15 protein-coding genes are annotated in these 17,302 nt (G+C 70.3%); 1 reads left to right on the forward strand and 14 read right to left on the reverse strand.

Features of this window, described 5'->3' with window-relative positions:
* Window positions 1–17: 17 nt before the first annotated feature.
* From nuoI to HJG52_RS16320, 11 genes are all read right to left on the reverse strand, one after another.
* Complete coding sequence (gene nuoI / locus HJG52_RS16270; RefSeq protein WP_171244681.1) at window positions 18–716, reverse strand: NADH-quinone oxidoreductase subunit NuoI; 699 nt, start codon at window positions 714–716, stop codon at window positions 18–20.
* Window positions 709–2,127, reverse strand: coding sequence for an NADH-quinone oxidoreductase subunit NuoH (nuoH, locus tag HJG52_RS16275; protein WP_171244682.1), 1,419 nt, complete (start codon window positions 2,125–2,127; stop codon window positions 709–711). The genes nuoI and nuoH overlap by 8 nt, the downstream gene beginning before the upstream one ends.
* Window positions 2,124–4,619: an NADH-quinone oxidoreductase subunit G gene (locus tag HJG52_RS16280; protein WP_171244683.1), complete on the reverse strand. Its 2,496-nt coding sequence runs from the start codon at window positions 4,617–4,619 to the stop codon at window positions 2,124–2,126. Before HJG52_RS16280 ends, nuoH begins: the two co-directional genes overlap by 4 nt.
* The gene (nuoF, locus tag HJG52_RS16285) at window positions 4,616–5,929 is read right to left on the reverse strand and encodes an NADH-quinone oxidoreductase subunit NuoF (RefSeq protein ID WP_171244684.1); all 1,314 of its coding nucleotides are present in this window, start codon (window positions 5,927–5,929) and stop codon (window positions 4,616–4,618) included. Before nuoF ends, HJG52_RS16280 begins: the two co-directional genes overlap by 4 nt.
* Window positions 5,926–6,876, reverse strand: a complete 951-nt coding sequence (gene nuoE / locus HJG52_RS16290) for an NADH-quinone oxidoreductase subunit NuoE (protein ID WP_240978148.1) — start codon at window positions 6,874–6,876, stop codon at window positions 5,926–5,928. The genes nuoF and nuoE overlap by 4 nt, the downstream gene beginning before the upstream one ends.
* A gap of 20 nt (window positions 6,877–6,896) precedes the next feature.
* Entirely contained in the window at window positions 6,897–8,249 is a 1,353-nt protein-coding gene (locus HJG52_RS16295; protein ID WP_171244686.1) for an NADH-quinone oxidoreductase subunit D, read from the reverse strand.
* Window positions 8,249–9,124 carry an NADH-quinone oxidoreductase subunit C gene (locus HJG52_RS16300; protein WP_171244687.1) on the reverse strand — a complete coding sequence of 292 codons (876 nt, stop codon included), beginning with the start codon at window positions 9,122–9,124 and terminating at the stop codon, window positions 8,249–8,251. Before HJG52_RS16300 ends, HJG52_RS16295 begins: the two co-directional genes overlap by 1 nt.
* A complete protein-coding gene (locus HJG52_RS16305) occupies window positions 9,124–9,768 on the reverse strand; it encodes a NuoB/complex I 20 kDa subunit family protein (RefSeq protein ID WP_240978116.1) in 645 nt (214 codons plus the stop codon). Before HJG52_RS16305 ends, HJG52_RS16300 begins: the two co-directional genes overlap by 1 nt.
* A 13-nt stretch (window positions 9,769–9,781) precedes the next feature.
* A complete protein-coding gene (locus HJG52_RS16310; RefSeq protein WP_171244688.1) occupies window positions 9,782–10,147 on the reverse strand; it encodes an NADH-quinone oxidoreductase subunit A in 366 nt (121 codons plus the stop codon).
* 120 nt (window positions 10,148–10,267) lie between these two features.
* Complete coding sequence (locus HJG52_RS16315) at window positions 10,268–11,590, reverse strand: geranylgeranyl reductase family protein (RefSeq protein WP_171244689.1); 1,323 nt, start codon at window positions 11,588–11,590, stop codon at window positions 10,268–10,270.
* 130 nt (window positions 11,591–11,720) lie between these two features.
* Window positions 11,721–12,425, reverse strand: coding sequence for a demethylmenaquinone methyltransferase (locus tag HJG52_RS16320; protein ID WP_171244690.1), 705 nt, complete (start codon window positions 12,423–12,425; stop codon window positions 11,721–11,723).
* Between the two features lie 60 nt (window positions 12,426–12,485).
* Here HJG52_RS16320 and HJG52_RS16325 point away from each other — a divergent pair, with 60 nt between their 5' ends.
* On the forward strand, window positions 12,486–13,784 hold the full coding sequence (locus HJG52_RS16325; protein ID WP_171244691.1) for an isochorismate synthase: 1,299 nt from the start codon (window positions 12,486–12,488) through the stop codon (window positions 13,782–13,784).
* Window positions 13,785–13,939: 155 nt separating this feature from the next.
* Here the strand turns inward: HJG52_RS16325 and HJG52_RS16330 are convergent, their stop codons facing one another.
* From HJG52_RS16330 to HJG52_RS16340, 3 genes are read right to left on the reverse strand one after another with little or no spacing between them, the layout of a single operon-like run.
* Entirely contained in the window at window positions 13,940–14,173 is a 234-nt protein-coding gene (locus HJG52_RS16330; protein WP_171244692.1) for a hypothetical protein, read from the reverse strand.
* Between the two features lie 31 nt (window positions 14,174–14,204).
* Window positions 14,205–15,953 (reverse strand): 2-succinyl-5-enolpyruvyl-6-hydroxy-3-cyclohexene-1-carboxylic-acid synthase, encoded by a 1,749-nt coding sequence (menD, locus tag HJG52_RS16335; RefSeq protein ID WP_346767792.1) that lies wholly within the window; start codon window positions 15,951–15,953, stop codon window positions 14,205–14,207.
* A 27-nt stretch (window positions 15,954–15,980) separates the two neighbouring features.
* Window positions 15,981–17,276, reverse strand: a complete 1,296-nt coding sequence (locus HJG52_RS16340) for a DUF1479 domain-containing protein (RefSeq protein ID WP_171244693.1) — start codon at window positions 17,274–17,276, stop codon at window positions 15,981–15,983.
* Window positions 17,277–17,302 lie beyond the last annotated feature (26 nt).

A 17,302-nucleotide genomic window follows, 5' to 3' on the forward strand; every position in this document is an offset into this window, starting at 1 on the left:
GGGCCAGTTCAGCGCAGTCACCGGCGCACCGCCTCGGTGGTGTCGCGGGTGGCCTGGCGGCCGTCGGCGACGGTGTCCACGCCCTCGACGGGGTCACCGCTGGGGGCGGTGCCGTCCTCGGGCTGGGCGTCGTGCTCGCGCACCCACTCCTCCTGCTCCGGCGTGGCCCGGGTGACCTTGCCGAGGTAGTAGTCGCGCTCGTCCGTGCCGGCGACCATGGGGTGCGGCGGCGCGACCATGCCCTCCTGGAGCGGCGCGAGCAGCTGGTCCTTGGTGAAGATCAGGTCGGCGCGCGAGTGGTCGGCGAGCTCGTAGAAGTTGGTCATCGTGAGGGCCCGGGTCGGGCACGCCTCGATGCACAGCCCGCAGAAGATGCAGCGCAGGTAGTTGATCTGGTAGACGCGGCCGTACCGCTCCCCCGGGCTGAACCGTCCGACGCCGTCGGCGTCGTTGGGGGCACCCTCGACGAGGATCGCGTCGGCCGGGCAGGCCCACGCGCACAGCTCGCAGCCGACGCACTTCTCGAGCCCGTCGGGGTGGCGGTTGAGCTGGTGGCGGCCGTGGTAGCGCGGCTGGGTGGGCCGCTTCTCCTCGGGGTACTGCTCCGTCTCGAGCTTGCGGAACATGGTCGCGAAGGTGACGCCGAAGCCGGCGACCGGCGCGAACAGCTCGGAGAGGAACCCGCCCTTCTTGTCCTGCTCGGGGCGGTCAGGCATGGGTGGCCTCCTCCGTCGATGCGGATGGGTCGGTGCCGCGCTCGGTCAGCGCGGGTGCGGGCTCGCGCAGCCGCTGCCCGGGCAGCGGCGGCACGGGGTAGCCGCCTGCGAAGGGGTCGATCTCCTCCGGCGGCGGCGCGTCCTTCTCGGCCTCGCGCTCGATCTTCTTGTTGTCCCAGATCCACGAGGCGAGCAGCACGCCGCCACCGACGAGGACGATGAACGCGATCATGACGAGCGGGAACGTGCGGTTGCCGATGGTGAGGGCGGGCCCGCCGATCCAGTTGTTCTGGGCGGCGCGCAGGAAGGCCACGACGACGACCCAGGCCAGGGTGAACGGGATGAGGAACTTCCACCCGAACCGCATGAACTGGTCGTAGCGGACGCGGGGCAGTGAGCCGCGCAGCCAGACGAAGAAGAACATGAACGCCCAGAGCTTGATGACGAACCAGAGCAGGCCCCACCAGCCCTCGTTGAACATGCCGTCGTTGATGGCGGCGATGCCGGGAGGCGCCTGCCAGCCGCCGAGGAACATCGTCGTCGCGAGCGCGGAGACGGTGAACATGTTGACGTACTCACCGAGGAAGAACATCGCGAACTTCAGCGAGGAGTACTCGGTGTGGAAGCCACCGGTGAGCTCGCCCTCACCCTCGGCGAGGTCGAACGGCAACCGGTTGGTCTCGCCGACCATCGTCACGACGTACACGAGGAAGCTCGGGATGAGCACGATGTACCAGAAGTTGTTCTGGGCCGCGACGATCTGCGAGGTCGACATCGACCCGGCAAAGAGGAACACCGCCACCAGCGACAGACCCATCGCGATCTCGTAGGAGATGACCTGGGCGGTGGAGCGCAGGCCACCGAGCAGCGGGTAGGTCGAGCCCGAGGACCAGCCGGCGAGCACGATGCCGTAGACGCCGACACCGGCGACGGCCAGCACGAGCAGCACGGAGACGGGGACGTCGGTGAGCTGCAGCGGGGTGCGGTGCCCGAACATCGACACCATCGGGCCCATCGGGATGATCGCGAACGACACGAACGCCATGGCGCCGGCGATGGCGGGGGCCAGAGCGAAGACGACCTTGTCGGCGTGCTTCGGCGTCAGGTCCTCCTTGAGCGCCAGCTTGATGCCGTCGGCGAGGGTCTGGAGCAGGCCGAACGGGCCGGTGCGGTTGGGGCCGGGACGCTGCTGCATCCGGCCGATCACGCGCCGCTCGAACCAGATCATGATGAGCGTGTTGACGAGCAGGAACACGAAGATGAGCAGGGCCTTGACGAGGCTGAGCCACCAGGGCGTGTCGCTGAAGTCGGCCACGGGGTTGTCCGTGGGGTCGGTCGTCGCGGCCAGCGCCCCACCCGCGAGGTGAGGTATGCCGGTCACGACGTCCGCGGCATACGTGAAAGTGCTCATTGCGTCACCTCCGCGACGTCGGCGGCCTTGGCGAGGGCGACCACCGCACCGGCGTCGACACCGAGGTCACGGTGCACGTAGCTGCCGGGCGACTTCGTCGGGAGCCAGACCACGTGGTCGACCATGTCAGGAACGACCTCGGCGGGCACCGTCACCGCGCCGTGGTCGGTCGAGATGCGCACGGAGTCACCGTCGGTGAGGCCGAAGGCGGCAGCGGTCGCGGGCGACACGCGCGCGCTCGGGTCGTGGCGCGTGCCGGCGAGGAACGGCTCGCCCCGCTGGAGCGTGCCGTCGTCGAGCAGCAGGTGCCAGGTGGCGAGGACGACCTCGCCCTCCCCGAACGTCGGTACGTCGGTGGCGCCCACAGCCGGGGCCGAGGCGCGGGTGCCGGTCCACGGGCCGAGCGTCCGCATCTCGGCGCGCACCTCGGCCAGCGTGCGCGCGCCGAGGAAGGCGCCCATCTCCGAGGCGAGCATGTCGAGCACGCGGTAGTCGGACTGGGCGTTGGTATCGAGCGCCGCCTCGAAGGGGCGCACCCGGCCCTCCCAGTCGACGAACGTGCCGCCCTTCTCGGCGTGCGGCGCGACCGGCAGCACGACGTCGGCGACCGCAGTCACCGTCGACGGGATGAAGTCGAGCGAGACGACGAAGGTCTTGGCGAGCGCCTCCTCGGCGCGGTCGTCACCGAGGTCGTCGGTGTCGACACCGCCGACGACGAGCGCGTCGATCGCGCCGGTCGTCGCGGCCTCGATGATGCCCGCGGTGTCGCGTCCGGCTGCGTCGGGCAGCCCGACGACGTCCCAGGCGTCAGCGACCTGCTCGCGCGCGGTGGCGTCCGACACGGGACGACCACCGGGCAGCAGCGTGGCCAGCGCACCGGCCTCGAGCGCGCCGCGCTCACCGGCCCGACGCGGCACCCAGGCGAGCCGGGCACCGGTCGACGACGCGAGTGCGGCGGCTGCGGACAGCGCACCCGGCACGGTCGCGAGCCGCGACCCGGCGAGGACCACGACGCCCTCGCCCTGCAACGCCTGCGCGGCCTTGGCCGCGGCACCGTCACCGGTGACACCGTCGCCGAGGGCACGCAGCACCTCGGCCTCGGTGCCCGGGGCGGACGGGATCAACGTCCCGTTCAGCTTGTCGAGCCCGCGCGTGGCGAAGGGCGCCACGGCATACACGGCCGTCTTGTTCCTGCGGACCGCCTTGCGCAGCCGCAGGAAGACGATGGGGCTCTCCTCCTCGGGCTCGAACCCGACGAGGACGACGGTCTTGGCCTGCTCGAGGTCGGAATAGGAAACCGAACCCCCGGCCCCATCCTCCGAGATCCCGGTGGCCACGACCGTGGACGCGAGGAACTCCGCCTCCTCGACCGAGTGCGGACGCGCGCGGAAGTCGATGTCGTTGGTGGCCAACACGGTTCGCGCGAACTTGCCGTAGGCGTAGGCGTCCTCGGCGGACACCCGGCCACCCGTCAGGACACCGGTGGCCTTGGCGGCCTGGAGGCCGGCGGCCGCGGCGGCCAGCGCCTCGGGCCAGGTCGCGACGTGCAGCTCGCCGTCCTCGCCGCGCACCATGGGGTACTCGAACCGGTCACCCATGGTGGCGTACTGGAAGGCCCAGCGGCCCTTGTCGCAGTTCCACTCCTCGTTGACCTCGGGGTCGTTGATCGCCATGCGGCGCAGCACGACACCGCGCCGGTGGTCGGTGCGCACCGCACAGCCGGACGCGCAGTGCTCACACACCGACGGCGTCGACATGAGGTCGAACGGGCGGCTGCGGAAGCGGTAGGCCGCACCGGTCAGGGCACCCACCGGGCAGATCTGCACGGTGTTGCCGGAGAAGTAGGACTTGAACGGCTGCTCCTCATAGATGCCGACCTGCTGCAGCGCGCCACGCTCGACGAGCGCGATGAACGGGTCACCGGCGATCTGCTCGGAGAAACGGGTGCAGCGGGCACACAGGACGCAGCGCTCCCGGTCGAGCAGCACCTCGGAGGAGATGTTGATCGGCTTGGGGTAGGTGCGCTTGACGTCCTCGAAGCGGCTCTTGGGGCGGCCGTTGCTCATCGCCTGGTTCTGCAGGGGGCACTCGCCGCCCTTGTCGCAGACCGGGCAGTCCAGCGGGTGGTTGATGAGCAGCAGCTCCATCACGCCCTGCTGCGCCTTGTCGGCGACCTTGGACGTGTGCTGGGTCTTGACCTCCATGCCCTCGGACACGGTGATGGTGCACGACGCCTGCGGCTTGGGCATCGGGCGCAGGGCGCCGTCGGGGCCGGGCGTCGCGATGTCGACGAGGCACTGGCGGCAGGCGCCGACCGGGTCGAGCAGCGGGTGGTCGCAGAACCGCGGCACCTCGACGCCGATCTGCTCGGCGGCGCGGATGACGAGGGTGTTCTTGGGCACCGACACCGGCACCCCGTCGATGGTGAGGTTCACCATCTCGACGGGGGGCTGGCCGGCGCCCGCGGCCTTCTTGTCTTCGGTCACAGTCATGCTGTTACACGGTCCTTGTGGAAGAGCGTCGACTCACGAACGTCGAACGGGCAGTGGCCCAGCTCGAGGTGCTTCAGGTACTCGTCACGGAAGTACTGGATGCTGCTCGTGATCGGGCTGGTCGCGCCGTCGCCGAGGGCGCAGAACGACCGGCCGAGGATGTTGTCGCACACGTCGAGCAGCTTCTCGAGGTCCTCCTCGTCGCCCTGCCCGTGCTCGAGCCGGCCGAGGATCTGCTTGAGCCACCAGGTGCCCTCACGGCACGGGGTGCACTTGCCGCAGGACTCGTGCTTGTAGAAGTCGGTCCATCGGTCGACGGCGCGCACCACGCAGGTGGTCTCGTCGAAGATCTGCAGCGCCCGGGTGCCGAGCATCGACCCGGCCGCGGCCACCGACTCGAAGTCGAGCGGGATGTCGAGGTGCTCGTCGGTGAACAGCGGCGTGGACGAGCCACCCGGGGTCCAGAACTTGAGCTTCTTGTTGGGGTCGCGCATGCCGCCGGCCATGTCGAGCAGCTCGCGCAGCGTGATGCCGAGCGGCGCCTCGTACTGGCCGGGGTTCTTGACGTGGCCCGAGAGGCTGAAGATGCCGAAGCCCTGGGACTTCTCGGTGCCCATCTCGGTGAACCAGTCCGCACCGTGCAGCAGGATCGGCGGCACCGACGCGATCGACTCGACGTTGTTGACGACGGTCGGGCGCGCGTAGAGGCCGGCGACCGCCGGGAACGGCGGCTTGAGCCGCGGCTGGCCGCGGCGGCCCTCGAGGCTGTCGAGCAGCGCCGTCTCCTCACCGCAGATGTAGGCGCCGGCACCGGCGTGCACCGTCACGTCCAGGTCGAAACCGGAGCCGAGGATGTTCTTGCCGAGGTAGCCCGCGGCATACGCCTCCTCCACCGCGCGCAGCAGGCGACGGTAGACGTGCACGACCTCGCCGCGCAGGTAGATGAAGGCGTGGTTGCAGCCGATCGCGAACGACGTGATTGCCACGCCCTCGATGAGGAACTGTGGCGCCGCCATCATCAGCGGGATGTCCTTGCAGGTGCCCGGCTCGGACTCGTCGGCGTTGACGACGAGGTAGCGGGGGCCGCCGTCCGGCGGGGGCAGGAAGCCCCACTTCATGCCGGTGGGGAAGCCGGCGCCACCACGACCCCGCAGGCCGGAGTCCTTGGTCATCTGGACGAGGTCCTCGGGCTTCATGCCCAGCGCCTTCTTCAGGCCCTGGTATCCCTCGTGCTTCTCGTAGGTCGCGAGGGTCCACGACTGCGGGTCGTCCCAGAAGTCGGTGAGGATCGGGGTCAGCTGGGTGCTCATGCCTTGCCCTCCTTGCCCTTGCCCTCGGCCCCGTCGTCGAAGAGGGTGCCCTGGGCGGTCGGCTTCTCGTCGGGGTCGTTGGCCGCGGCATTGCCGGAGGTATGCCGTCCCGGCGCCTTCGCGTCGCCGGTCGCCTTCGCCTCGGTCTTGGCGTCGGCCTTGGCGTCGGTCTTGGCGTCGGCGCTCTTGTTGTCGGAGCTCTTGTTGTCGGCGCTCTCGTCGTCTGCCTTCGTGCTGTCGGCCTTCGGCGCCTTCGGGGCGGTCCAGCCGTGCTCGTGCGCGACCTCGAGACCGGCCAGGGAGGCCGGGCCCGCGCCCACACCCTCGTCGGCGAGGCCGTCGTTGAACCCGGCGAGCACCCGCGAGACCTGCTTGAAGGTGCAGACCTTGTTCGGTCCACGCGAGGGTTTGACGTCCTTGCCGGCGCGCAGGTCGTCGACGAGCGCCTTGGTCGACTCGGGCGTCTGGTTGTCGAAGAACTCCCAGTTGGCCATCACCACGGGGGCGTAGTCGCAGGCCGCGTTGCACTCGATCCGCTCGAGCGTGACCTTGCCGTCGGGCGTGGTCTCGTCGTGGCCGATCCCGAGGTGCTCGGAGACCTCGTCGAAGATCTGGTCGCCGCCCATGATCGCGCACAGCGTGTTGGTGCAGACGCCGACGGTGTACTCGCCGTTGGGGTGACGCTTGTACTGCGTGTAGAAGGTCGCCACACCCGACACCTCGGCGGTGCTGAGGTCGAGCTTGTCGGCGCACCAGTCGATACCGCGGCCCGTGACGTAGCCGTCGACGCTCTGCACCAGGTGCAGCAGCGGCAGCAGCGCCGAGCGCTTCTGCGGGTAGCGCGCGATGACCTGGGCAGCGTCGGCGTCGAGACCGGCGAGCTGCTCGGCGGTGTAGGGCTCCTTGGACTCGGCGGCCACCGTCAGGTGCCCGGCCGCAGTCTGCATACCGAAGTTGTCACCAGCCATCAGCGGTCAACTCCTCCCATCACCGGGTCGATCGAGGCGACCGCCACGATGACGTCGGCAACCTGGCCGCCCTCGCACATCGCGGCCGTGGCCTGGAGGTTGTTGAAGGACGGGTCACGGAAGTGCGCGCGGTAGGGGCGCGTTCCCCCGTCGGACACCGTGTGGCAGCCGAGCTCACCCTTGGGACTCTCCACCGCGGCATACGCCTGACCCGGCGGCACGCGGAAGCCCTCGGTGACCAGCTTGAAGTGGTGGATGAGCGACTCCATCGAGGTGCCCATGATCTCGCGGATGTGGTCCAGGCTGTTGCCCATACCGTCGCCGCCGATGGCGAGCTGCGCCGGCCACGCGATCTTCTTGTCCTCGACCATGACCGGGCCCGGGTTGGACTGGAGCCGGTCGATGCACTGCTCGGCGATCTTGAGCGACTCGTACATCTCGTCGATGCGAATCCGCAGTCGCGCGTAGGCGTCGGCCTCGGTGCGGGTGATGACGTCGAAGTCGTAGGTCTCGTAGCCGCAGTAGGGCTCGAGCTTGCGCAGGTCGTGCGGCAGGCCGGTCGAGCGCAGCACCGGGCCGGTGATGCCGAGCGCCATGCAGCCGGTCAGGTCGAGGTAGCCCACGTCGACCATGCGGCCCTTGAGGATGGGGTTCTCGTTGAGCAGCATCTCGAGCTCGCCAAGCCCCTTGCGCACCAACGGAATCGTGTCGCGCACCTTGTCGATGGCGCCGGGCGGCAGGTCCTGGGCCACACCGCCGGGGCGGATGTAGGCGTTGTTCATGCGCAGGCCCGTGACCATCTCGAAGATCGACAGGATGCGCTCGCGCTCGCGGAAGCCGACCGTCATGACGGTGGTCGCACCCATCTCCATGCCACCGGTGGCCAGCGCCACGAGGTGGGAGGTGATGCGGTTGAGCTCCATCATGAGCACGCGGATCACGTTGGCCCGCTCGGGCACCTGGTCGGTGATGCCGAGCAGCTTCTCCACGGACAGGCAGAACGCTGCCTCGTTGAAGAACGGCGTGAGGTAGTCCATGCGGGTGCAGAAGGTCACGCCCTGGGTCCAGGTGCGGAACTCCATGTTCTTCTCGATGCCGGTGTGCAGGTAGCCGATCCCCGCGCGGGTCTCGGTCACCGTCTCGCCGTCGAGCTCGAGGATGAGGCGGAGCACGCCGTGCGTCGACGGGTGCTGCGGGCCCATGTTGACGACGATGCGTTCCTCGTGCAGGGCAGCTGCCTCGTCGACGAGCTGGTCCCAGTCACCGCCGGTGGCGTTGAAGACGTGGGCCTCCTCGTCGGCGAGGGTGTTGTCGCCCGAGGTGGCGTAGATGTCGTCGTGGTACGTCGTCATCAGTTGTAAGACCTCCGCTGGTCCGGCGGCGGGACGGTGGCGCCCTTGTACTCGACCGGGATGCCGCCGAGGGGGTAGTCCTTGCGCTGCGGGTGGCCCGGCCAGTCGTCGGGCATGAGGATGCGCGTGAGCGCGGGGTGCCCGTCGAACTCGATGCCGAACATGTCCCACGTCTCGCGCTCGTGCCAGTCGTTGGCGGGGTAGATCGAGACGATCGACGGGATGTGCGGGTCGCTGTCGGGGCAGGTCACCTCGAGGCGCACGCGGCGGCCACCGTGAGTGATCGACAGCAGGTGGTAGACCGCGTGCAGCTCGCGGCCCTCCTCGTGCGGGTAGTGCACGCCGCTGACGCCGGTGCACAGCTCGAAGCGCAGCGCCGGGTCGTCACGCATCGCCCGCGCGACCGTGGGCAGGTGCTCGCGGCGGACGAACAGAGTCAGCTCACCGCGGTCGACCACGACCCGCTCGATCGCCTCGCCGTATGCCGCGTCGCCGGCACCGCTGTCGAGGGCGCCCTCGAGCCGGTCGGCGATCTCGTCGAAGTAGCTGCCGTAGGGCCGAACTGCCGTGCCGGGGAACAGGATCGGGCTGCGCAGGCCGCCGTAGCCGGAGGTGTCGCCACCCTCGACCGCGCCGAACATGCCGCGCCGCTCACCCACGACGACCGGGTCGGGTGCCGTGCCCGGCTGGGCCGGCAGCCGCTCGCCGCTCTCCCGGTCGACGACGGTGCCCGGCTGGTTCGGAGCCGTGGAGGTCGCGGCCTGGGAGGCCGGCTGGTCGGGGCCGGCCGTCTTGTCCTGCGCCGACGCCTTGCTCTGGGTGCCGTCGATGTTGCTGTTCGCGGTCGCCTGCTTCGGGTCCTTCTCCTCGGCCATCAGGCGGCACCTCCGTGCGTGTGGCCGGCGTCGTGCGTGTGGCCCACCGGGGAGATCGGCAGCTGGTTGGGGCTGGCGCTCCCGGCGCCGGCGGCCAGCAGGCCGGTCATCTCGTGGGTCGGGGTCGCGCGCAGCGCGGCCTCCTCGGCGGCGCGGGCCGCGGCCACGCGGTTGACGCCCAGCTTGGAGTTCTGGATCTGCTCGTGCAGCGTGAGGATCGCGTTGAGGAGCATCTGCGGGCGGGGCGGACAGCCCGGCAGGTAGACGTCGACCGGGATGATGTGGTCGACCCCCTGGACGATCGCGTAGTTGTTGAACATGCCGCCGGAGCTGGCGCAGACACCCATCGAGATGACCCACTTGGGCTCGGGCATCTGGTCGTAGACCTGGCGCACGACCGGGGCCATCTTCTGGCTCACGCGGCCGGCGACGATCATCAGGTCGGCCTGCCGGGGCGTGGCCGAGAACCGCTCCATGCCGAAGCGGGCGATGTCGTAGTCGGGCGTGCCGACCGCCATCATCTCGATGGCGCAGCAGGCCAGGCCGAACGTCGCCGGCCAGACCGAGCTCTTGCGCATGTAGCCCGCGACCTGCTCGACCGTCGTCAGCAGGAAGCCGGCAGGCAGCTTCTCCTCAACACCCATTGCCTCTTGCCTCTCAGTCCCAGTCCAGGCCGCCGCGGCGCCATACATAGGCGTAGGCGACGAACACGGTCAGGATGAACAGCACCATCTCCACCAGCGCGAACAGGCCCAGCTGGTCGAAGGCCACCGCGAACGGGTAGAGGAACACCGACTCGATGTCGAAGATGATGAACAGCATCGCGGTCAGGTAGTACTTGATCGGCACGCGCAGCCCGCCACCCGCGGCCTGCGGGGTGGGCTCGATGCCGCACTCGTAGGCGTCGAGCTTGGCGCGGTTGTAGCGCTTGGGGCCCGAGATCGCGGCCGCGAAGACCGAGAAGACGGCGAAACCGCCACCGATCGCCAGCAGGAACAACAGCGGGACGTAGGGGTCCGTCATCGCCGTGTCACTTCCCTTCCGTCGTAACTGCCTGCCGCAGGCTCAGGCCGTGCGGCCCAATCCTAGGGGCGGGCTCGCAGAATGCACGCGCGGCCTCGGTGCTGGTCGAGTGCGGGCCGCTCATGCGTCCGGGGCCATCTTGGAGAGGGCCACGATCAGCCGGTCGCTCGCGTCGCCGCCGTGCGGCTCGGCGAGGTTGGCCATGACCTTGAGGAGGAACTTCATGAGGGTCGTGCGCGGCAGGCCGTACTTGGTGGCGAGCCGCATCACCTCTGGGTTGCCGATCATCTTCGCGAAGTACCGGCCCAGCGTGTAGTAACCGCCGAGCGCGTCGCCCATGACCTTCGGGTAGGACTGGAGGACCCGCTCGCGCTGGGCGTCGGTGCCGCGGGCGAAGGCCTGCGCGACGACCTCGGCCGCGAGCCGGCCGGACTCCATGGCGTAGGCGATGCCCTCGCCGTTGAACGGGTTGACCATGCCGCCGGCGTCACCGACGAGCAGCAGGCCCTTGTCGTAGTGCGGCTGGCGGTTGAAGCCCATCGGCAGCGCGGCACCGCGGATCGGACCGACCATGGTCTCGTCGTTGTAGGTCCAGTCCTGCGGCATCGTCGCGACCCAGCGCCGCATGACGTCCTTGTAGTCGGTCTTGCCGAACGCGCTGGAGGTGTTGAGGATGCCGAGGCCGACGTTCGAGGTGCCGTCACCGACACCGAAGATCCAGCCGTAGCCGGGCAGCAGGACCTTCTTGCCGTTCTCGTCGGTCGACCACAGCTCGAGCCAGGACTCGAGGTAGTCGTCGTCGTGGCGTGGGCTCGTGTAGTAGGTGCGCACGGCGACGCCCATCGGGCGGTCCTCACGCTTCTCGCGCCCCACCGACAGCGACAACCTCGAGGAGTTGCCGTCGGCCGCGATGACCAGCGGCGCGGCATACCGAAGCTCTGGGCCAGTCGACCGGCCCTTCTCGTCGACCGCCTTGGCGGTCACGCCGACGACCGCACCCCGGTCGTCGAGGATCGGCCCGGTGACGTTGGTCGACTCGCGGAGCCGCGCACCGTGCTTGACGGCGTGCTTGGCGAGGATGTCGTCGAAGTCCTGGCGGGTGCGCACCAGGCCGTAGGGCGGGAAGCTCGCGAGGTCTGGCCACGGCAGCTGCAGGCGCATGCCGCCGCCGATGATGCGCAGGCCGTGGTTGCGGATCCAGCCGTCCTCCTCGGGCGTGGGGACGCCGAGGGTGATGAGCTCCTTGACCGCGCGGGGGGTGAGGCCGTCGCCGCAGACCTTCTCGCGCGGGAACGCGGTCTTCTCCAGGACGAGGACGTCCAGCCCGCTCATGGCGAGGTATGCCGCGGTGGCCGACCCGGCAGGGCCGGCGCCGACGACGATGACGTCGGCTGACTCCGTCGCCGGGGCGCTGCCCGACGCGGCGGGAATCGGTGTTGTCACGCTGTGCCTCACGCTTGTGAACGTCTTCACGAACTGCTCCGGGCGAGACTACTCCGCTCCCGGCCCCGTCACACCACTTAGGCGACCCTTACCCCGAGTTGAGTGCCTGAGCACTACCCAGGGGTCGTTCTCAGGCACTCGACTCGGGCTTGACCGCTCGGTGCAGCGCCACGATGCCGCCGGTCAGGTTCCGCCACGCCACGTCCGACCACCCCGCGTCGCGGATCGTCAGCGCCAGCTCGCGCTGCGCCGGCCAGGCCTGGATCGACTCCGCCAGGTAGACATAGGAGTCCGGGTTCGACGACACCCGGCGCGCAACCGGCGGCAGGGCACCCATGAGGTACTCGGCATACACCTTGCGAAACGCCCGGTTCGTCGGCTGGCTGAACTCGCACACCACGAGCCGCCCACCCGGCCGCGTCACGCGCAGGAACTCCGTGAGCGCCGTCGGCACCGACGCCACGTTGCGCAGCCCGAACGACATGGTCACCACGTCGAAGCTGTCGTCCGCGAACGGCAGCCGCATCGCATCCGCCGCGGTGAACCCCAGGTCCGGGCGGCGCCGGTTGCCCACGTGCAGCATCCCGAGGGAGAAGTCTGCCGGCACCGTGTGCACGCCGGCATCGGCGAACGGCTCGCTGCTCGTGCCCGTGCCCGCCGCGATGTCGAGGACCGACTCCCCCGGCTTCGCGCCGACCGCCTTGACCACGGCCCGCCGCCACAGCCGGTCCTGGCCGAGCGAGAGGACGTCGTTGGTCACGTCGTACTTGCCCGCGACGTCGTCGAACATCGCGGCGACGTCACGCGGGTCCTTGTCCAGGCTGGCGCGGCTCATGCGGTCATCCTCGCACCCGGCACGCGACGCCCGTCGCCCGGTCGTAGGCTGACCGGTGCCATGACCAGCCTTCCGTCCGCCGCCGGCTCACCCGACCCCAGCGGCCCGCCGCTCGTCGCGCGCACCGTCCCCCTCGCCGACGCCGGCCCCCTGCTGCGCCTGCTGCCCGAGGTCGGCGACCCGCGCGCGCTGTCCAGCTGGGTGCGGCGCGGCGAGGGCCTCGTCGGTTGGGGCCGCACGCTCGAGTTCACGACGACCGGCCCCGACCGGTTCGCGCGGGCGCAGGAGTGGTGGCGCGACGTCGTCGCGAGCGCCGTCGTGCGTGACGAGGTCGGCTTGCCAGGCACCGGGCCGGTCACCTTTGGGTCGATCGCGTATGCCGCGGACTCACCTGCGGGCGCGACTCTCGTCGTCCCCGAGGTCGTCGTCGGCGCGCGCGACGGCAAGTGGTGGGTCACGACGACAGGCACCGGCGCTGACCTTCCCGCGCCGGGTGCTGTTGTGCCGCAACAGCCTTCGCCCCACTCCCCTGTTGGGGTGGCCTACGCGGATGGCGCCCTGTCGCCTGCGGAGTGGGCCGGTGCGGTGAGCGAGGCGGTACACCGCATCACCGCCGGTGAGCTCGACAAGGTGGTGCTGGCGCGCGACCTTCGGGTCGAGGCCTCCGAGCCGATCGACGCGCGGTGGCTGCTCGAGCGGCTGGCCGAGCGCTACGACACGACTTGGGTGTTCGCGGTCGACGGGCTCGTCGGTGCGACGCCGGAGATGTTGGTGCGGCTCGAGCGTGGCCTCGTGACGTCGCGGGTGCTCGCCGGCACGATCCGCCGCACCGGTGACGACGAGCACGACTTGGCGTTGGCGGCGTCGCTGGCCCGGTCGAGCAAGGACCTCGAGGAGCACGAGTACGCCGTGCGCTCGGTGGCCGACGCGCTGCGCCCGCACTGCTCGTCGATGAACGTGCCCGAGTCGCCGTTCGTCCTGCACCTCGCCAACGTCATGCACCTCGCGACCGACGTGGCCGGGGTCCTCGCCGACGACGCGACCTCGTTGGCGCTGGCGGCGTCGCTGCACCCGTCGGCGGCGGTGTGCGGCACCCCGTCGGCGGTGGCTGACGCGGTCATCAGCGCGCTCGAGCACATGGACCGTGGCCGGTATGCCGGGCCGGTCGGCTGGATGGACGCCAGCGGCGACGGCGAGTGGGCGATCGCGTTGCGCAGCGGCGCGTTCGAGCCGGGGTCGGCGTCGGCCATGCGGATCTTCGCCGGCTGCGGCATCGTCGCCGGGTCCGTGCCCGAGGCCGAGGTGGCCGAGTCCGACGCCAAGCTCGTCCCCATGCGCGACGCTCTGTCCGGCGGCTGAGGTCGCAGCGGCGCGGGTCTCGGCTACTCGCCGACCGGCCAGTGCTCGACGCTGATCATCGGGAAGTCCTTGGGGTTACCCGCGCACAACCGGCCCCCCCCGGAGGTGATCGTTGAGAACCGTGGTGTCGAGCAGGACCACCATCAGCCGGCGCGTCAAACCTCGTCGCGACGTTGTTCCCTGACCCACGCGGCGGGATCCGCGTCCCACTCATGCCGCGTGTCGCGCAACGAGCCGGCGACCGCCAGCAACGACTCCGCACGCTCGTCCGCCCCGAGCGCTCGCACGATGGCTGCCCGAACGTACGCACTGCGATGACGCGGGCCAGAGACCTGGTCAACCCGGCGCGCCAGGTCGTCGTCGAGCTCAAGGTGCAGTCGCACGTCCATAGTTTCGCACATTGGACCACCTCTCGATCTGCTACTGCCGCAACGCTTTCGTCGCGACCGCGCGGAGGCGGTCGCGCTCGGTGCGGTGGGTCGAGCGGTCTACCGGCACCTCGACGACGGTGAGGCCGTGCGGCTGCTCGGTTACGGCTGTGGTGAGCTGGTCGGGCGACTCGGCCAGCACATGGCGCACGTGGTGAGCCGCGCACAGGGCAGCCAGGTCGGTGCCCGTGGGGGTGCCGAAGACGCGCTCGAAGTCCTCTGCCAGCTCGGGCGCGCCCGGCTCCAGGGTGGTGAAGATGCCGCCCCCGTCGTCGTTGACGACGACGATCGTGAGGTCGGGCTGGTGTTCGAGCGGACCCACGAGGAGCCCGTTCGCATCGTGGAGGAACGTCAGGTCACCCATGAGGGCGTATGCCGGCCCGTCGCCAGCGAGCGCTATGCCCGCGGCTGTCGAGACGCAGCCGTCGATCCCGGCGAGGCCGCGGTTGGCGACGACGGTCAGCGGCCGGGTCCGCCCACCCGCCAGGTAGTCGACGTCGCGGACACCGTTGGACGACCCGAGGAAGAGCACCGCGTTGTCGGGCAGCGCGCCGAGAACCGTTGCGGCCACAGCTGTTCCGGTCGGCCAGGCTGGCGGCTGCTCGGCGAGCGCCGCGGCCACGCGATGCCCCACTGTGCGCCACTCGTCGGCCCACGACGTGTCTCGAGGCCTTCGCGGTCGCTGGTCGAGCAGCGACGCCGGGTGGGTACGAATCTCCTTGGGGCGGTTGACGATCCACTGGTGCGCGGCGACCGCCTCGACGATGACACCGGGTCGCCGCAGGAGCGCTGAGACGGGACGGGACAACGTCAGCCGACCCACGGTCACGACCCGGTCGGGTGCATGTGCGTCGAGCCAGCCAGGGTCCGACAGCACCAGCGGTCCACCGGGTATGACGCCCGGCCGCGGGTGGTCGCCGAACGGCTCGGCCACCGCAGGCCACCCGTGGGCGCTCGCCCAGGCGACGGCCTGCTCGAACTGTCCCGGCTCCGGCAGGTCGCCGACCACGACGAGGGTGCGCTCGATGGTCGGGTCGAACTCGTCGAGCTGCTGGACGCCATCACCGGCGCCCGTGGCTGCGGGGAATGCGCTCGGACGCGAGCCCCCTTGCTGTCCAAGGCTTTCCGCCCCTCCGAGCGTTCCCGCCTTTCCAACGGTATCCGCCGGGCCAGCCTCGTCGGCATCAGGCACGAGCGGCTCGCGCAGCTGGACGTTGAGGTGCACCGGGCCGGGCTCGCTGCCGACCCCACGGCTCGCCGCGACCGCGGAGCCCACCACCGCCCGCCACGAACCCGCCTCCGCACCGACGAGATCGTCGCTCGTGGGCGCCTCGACGTCGAACTCCGCACGCGCGGCGTCGCCGAACATGCCAGGCTGCACGGTCGTCTGGTTGGCACCGGTCCTCCGCAGCTCGACCGGCCGGTCGGCCGACAGCACCAGCAGCGGCACGACGCCGTGGTGCGCCTCGAGCACCGCGGGGTGCAGGTTGGCGACGGCGGTGCCAGACGTCGTGACGACCACCGCCGGCACCCGCGTCAGCTTGGCGAGCCCCAGCCCCAGGAACGCGGCCGAGCGCTCGTCGACACGCACGTGCATCGTGAGGCGACCTGCGCGCTCGGCCGCCTGGACGGCATACGCGAACGGCGCGGAGCGCGACCCGGGGCACACGACCACGTGCCGCACGCCCTGACGCACGAGCTCGTCGACCATCGTGGTGGCGAGCGCGGTGGACGGGTTCACCCGCGCGATTCTGTCAGGCGGCGCGGATCACTCCATGCCGAGGCCGCGGCGCCCGGTCTCGTTGAGGTCCTCTGGCTGGAAGCGGTTCGGCCACTCGCGCTCGTAGTGCTCCTCGGGGAAGTCGCTCGGGCTGGACCCGGTGAGGAACGCCTCGCGGACGCTCGCGGCATACGCCTCGTTGCGCGGGCACCACGGGGCGGCCGGGATGTACATGACGTTGCCCCAGCCCTTCTGGTCCTGGACCGGCGCAACGCTGTGGATCATGTCGCAGTGCCACCAGACCGAGTCGCCGGCCTGGACGTCGGGGATGCCGGCGAGGCCCTCCATGAGCAGCGAGTGCCACTTCCAGTCGGCCGGGAAGACCTGGTTGACCGTGACGCCGCACATCTCGTCGTCGGGCACGTCGTCGAGCAGGGGGCGGAGCATGAGGTAGGCCATGGCCTCGGGGATCGGCACCGTGTGCAGGACGCCCTGGTCGTGGTCCATGTCGGAGAGCGCGGTCCAGCCCTGGAAGGTGCGGAAGGCCGAGCACATCGTCGAGCCGGGGTACTGCGGTCCGGCCGTGCGGTGGCTGGCGTCCCACGGGTCGTACTGCTCGACGCTGCCGTCGAAGAGGTGGCGGAACGCCTGCTGGTAGGCCTGCGTCATCCACAGGTCGAGCGTGCCGGGGTCGAGGTGCGTGCCGAGACCGGCGGAGTCGGCGCCCTCGGGGCGGCGGCGGATGCGGTCGGGGTAGAGGGAGTCGCGCTCGGGATCGAACCACTGCTCGCCATCGGACTCGGAGGTCCACAGGCGGTTGAGGAACCCCTGGACCGTCGCCATCCGCTCGCTCTGACGCGCCTGCATCTGCGCGGGCGACCAGTAGATCGGGTAGATCTCCGGCTTGGAGCCGACGGTCCCGAAGAAGTCGTCGCCGGGGCCGCGGTAGTTGTCGAAGAAGTGGTTGCTCTCGACGTAGTCGACGATGTCCTGGTCCCACTGCAGAGCCTGCTCGCGGGAGAAGTGGCCACGGACGACGAGGCAGCCGCGGCGCTTGAGGTGCTCGAGCTGCTCGGGCGTGACGGCACCGGACTCGATGTCGGCGTACTCGATGACGGGCCAGACCTGCTCGCCCCGCTCCTTGGCGGCGGTGATCTCGGCGACCCGGTCGGCCACCTTGCGCTCGACCACCTCGAAGACCTCGTCGACGGTGCGACCGGACGCCTCGATCCTTGCGCGCAGCGCGGTCTTGATCTCGCGGATCGCGCCGGAGAGGTCCGCGGGCGGCTCCTCCCAGTGCGGGAGCTCAGGGCGGGTGATGTCGTATGCCGTGGCCTGGGTCATCGTCGACTCCTCTAGTCAGGACTCCT

Source organism: Knoellia koreensis (assembly GCF_013041615.1).
GTDB classification, from domain to species: Bacteria; Actinomycetota; Actinomycetes; order Actinomycetales; family Dermatophilaceae; genus Pedococcus; species Pedococcus koreensis.

Bases quoted from the DNA above. Each gene is read 5' to 3' on its own strand.
- nuoI (WP_171244681.1), bottom strand. From the start codon at position 716: ATGCCTGACCGCCCCGAGCAGGACAAGAAGGGCGGGTTCCTCTCCGAG.
- nuoH (WP_171244682.1), bottom strand. From the start codon at position 2,127: ATGAGCACTTTCACGTATGCCGCGGACGTCGTGACCGGCATACCTCAC.
- HJG52_RS16280 (WP_171244683.1), bottom strand. From the start codon at position 4,619: ATGACTGTGACCGAAGACAAGAAGGCCGCGGGCGCCGGCCAGCCCCCC.
- nuoF (WP_171244684.1), bottom strand. From the start codon at position 5,929: ATGAGCACCCAGCTGACCCCGATCCTCACCGACTTCTGGGACGACCCG.
- nuoE (WP_240978148.1), bottom strand. From the start codon at position 6,876: ATGCAGACTGCGGCCGGGCACCTGACGGTGGCCGCCGAGTCCAAGGAG.
- HJG52_RS16295 (WP_171244686.1), bottom strand. From the start codon at position 8,249: ATGACGACGTACCACGACGACATCTACGCCACCTCGGGCGACAACACC.
- HJG52_RS16300 (WP_171244687.1), bottom strand. From the start codon at position 9,124: ATGGCCGAGGAGAAGGACCCGAAGCAGGCGACCGCGAACAGCAACATC.
- HJG52_RS16305 (WP_240978116.1), bottom strand. From the start codon at position 9,768: ATGGGTGTTGAGGAGAAGCTGCCTGCCGGCTTCCTGCTGACGACGGTC.
- HJG52_RS16310 (WP_171244688.1), bottom strand. From the start codon at position 10,147: ATGACGGACCCCTACGTCCCGCTGTTGTTCCTGCTGGCGATCGGTGGC.
- HJG52_RS16320 (WP_171244690.1), bottom strand. From the start codon at position 12,425: ATGAGCCGCGCCAGCCTGGACAAGGACCCGCGTGACGTCGCCGCGATG.
- HJG52_RS16325 (WP_171244691.1), top strand. From the start codon at position 12,486: ATGACCAGCCTTCCGTCCGCCGCCGGCTCACCCGACCCCAGCGGCCCG.
- HJG52_RS16330 (WP_171244692.1), bottom strand. From the start codon at position 14,173: ATGGACGTGCGACTGCACCTTGAGCTCGACGACGACCTGGCGCGCCGG.
- HJG52_RS16340 (WP_171244693.1), bottom strand. From the start codon at position 17,276: ATGACCCAGGCCACGGCATACGACATCACCCGCCCTGAGCTCCCGCAC.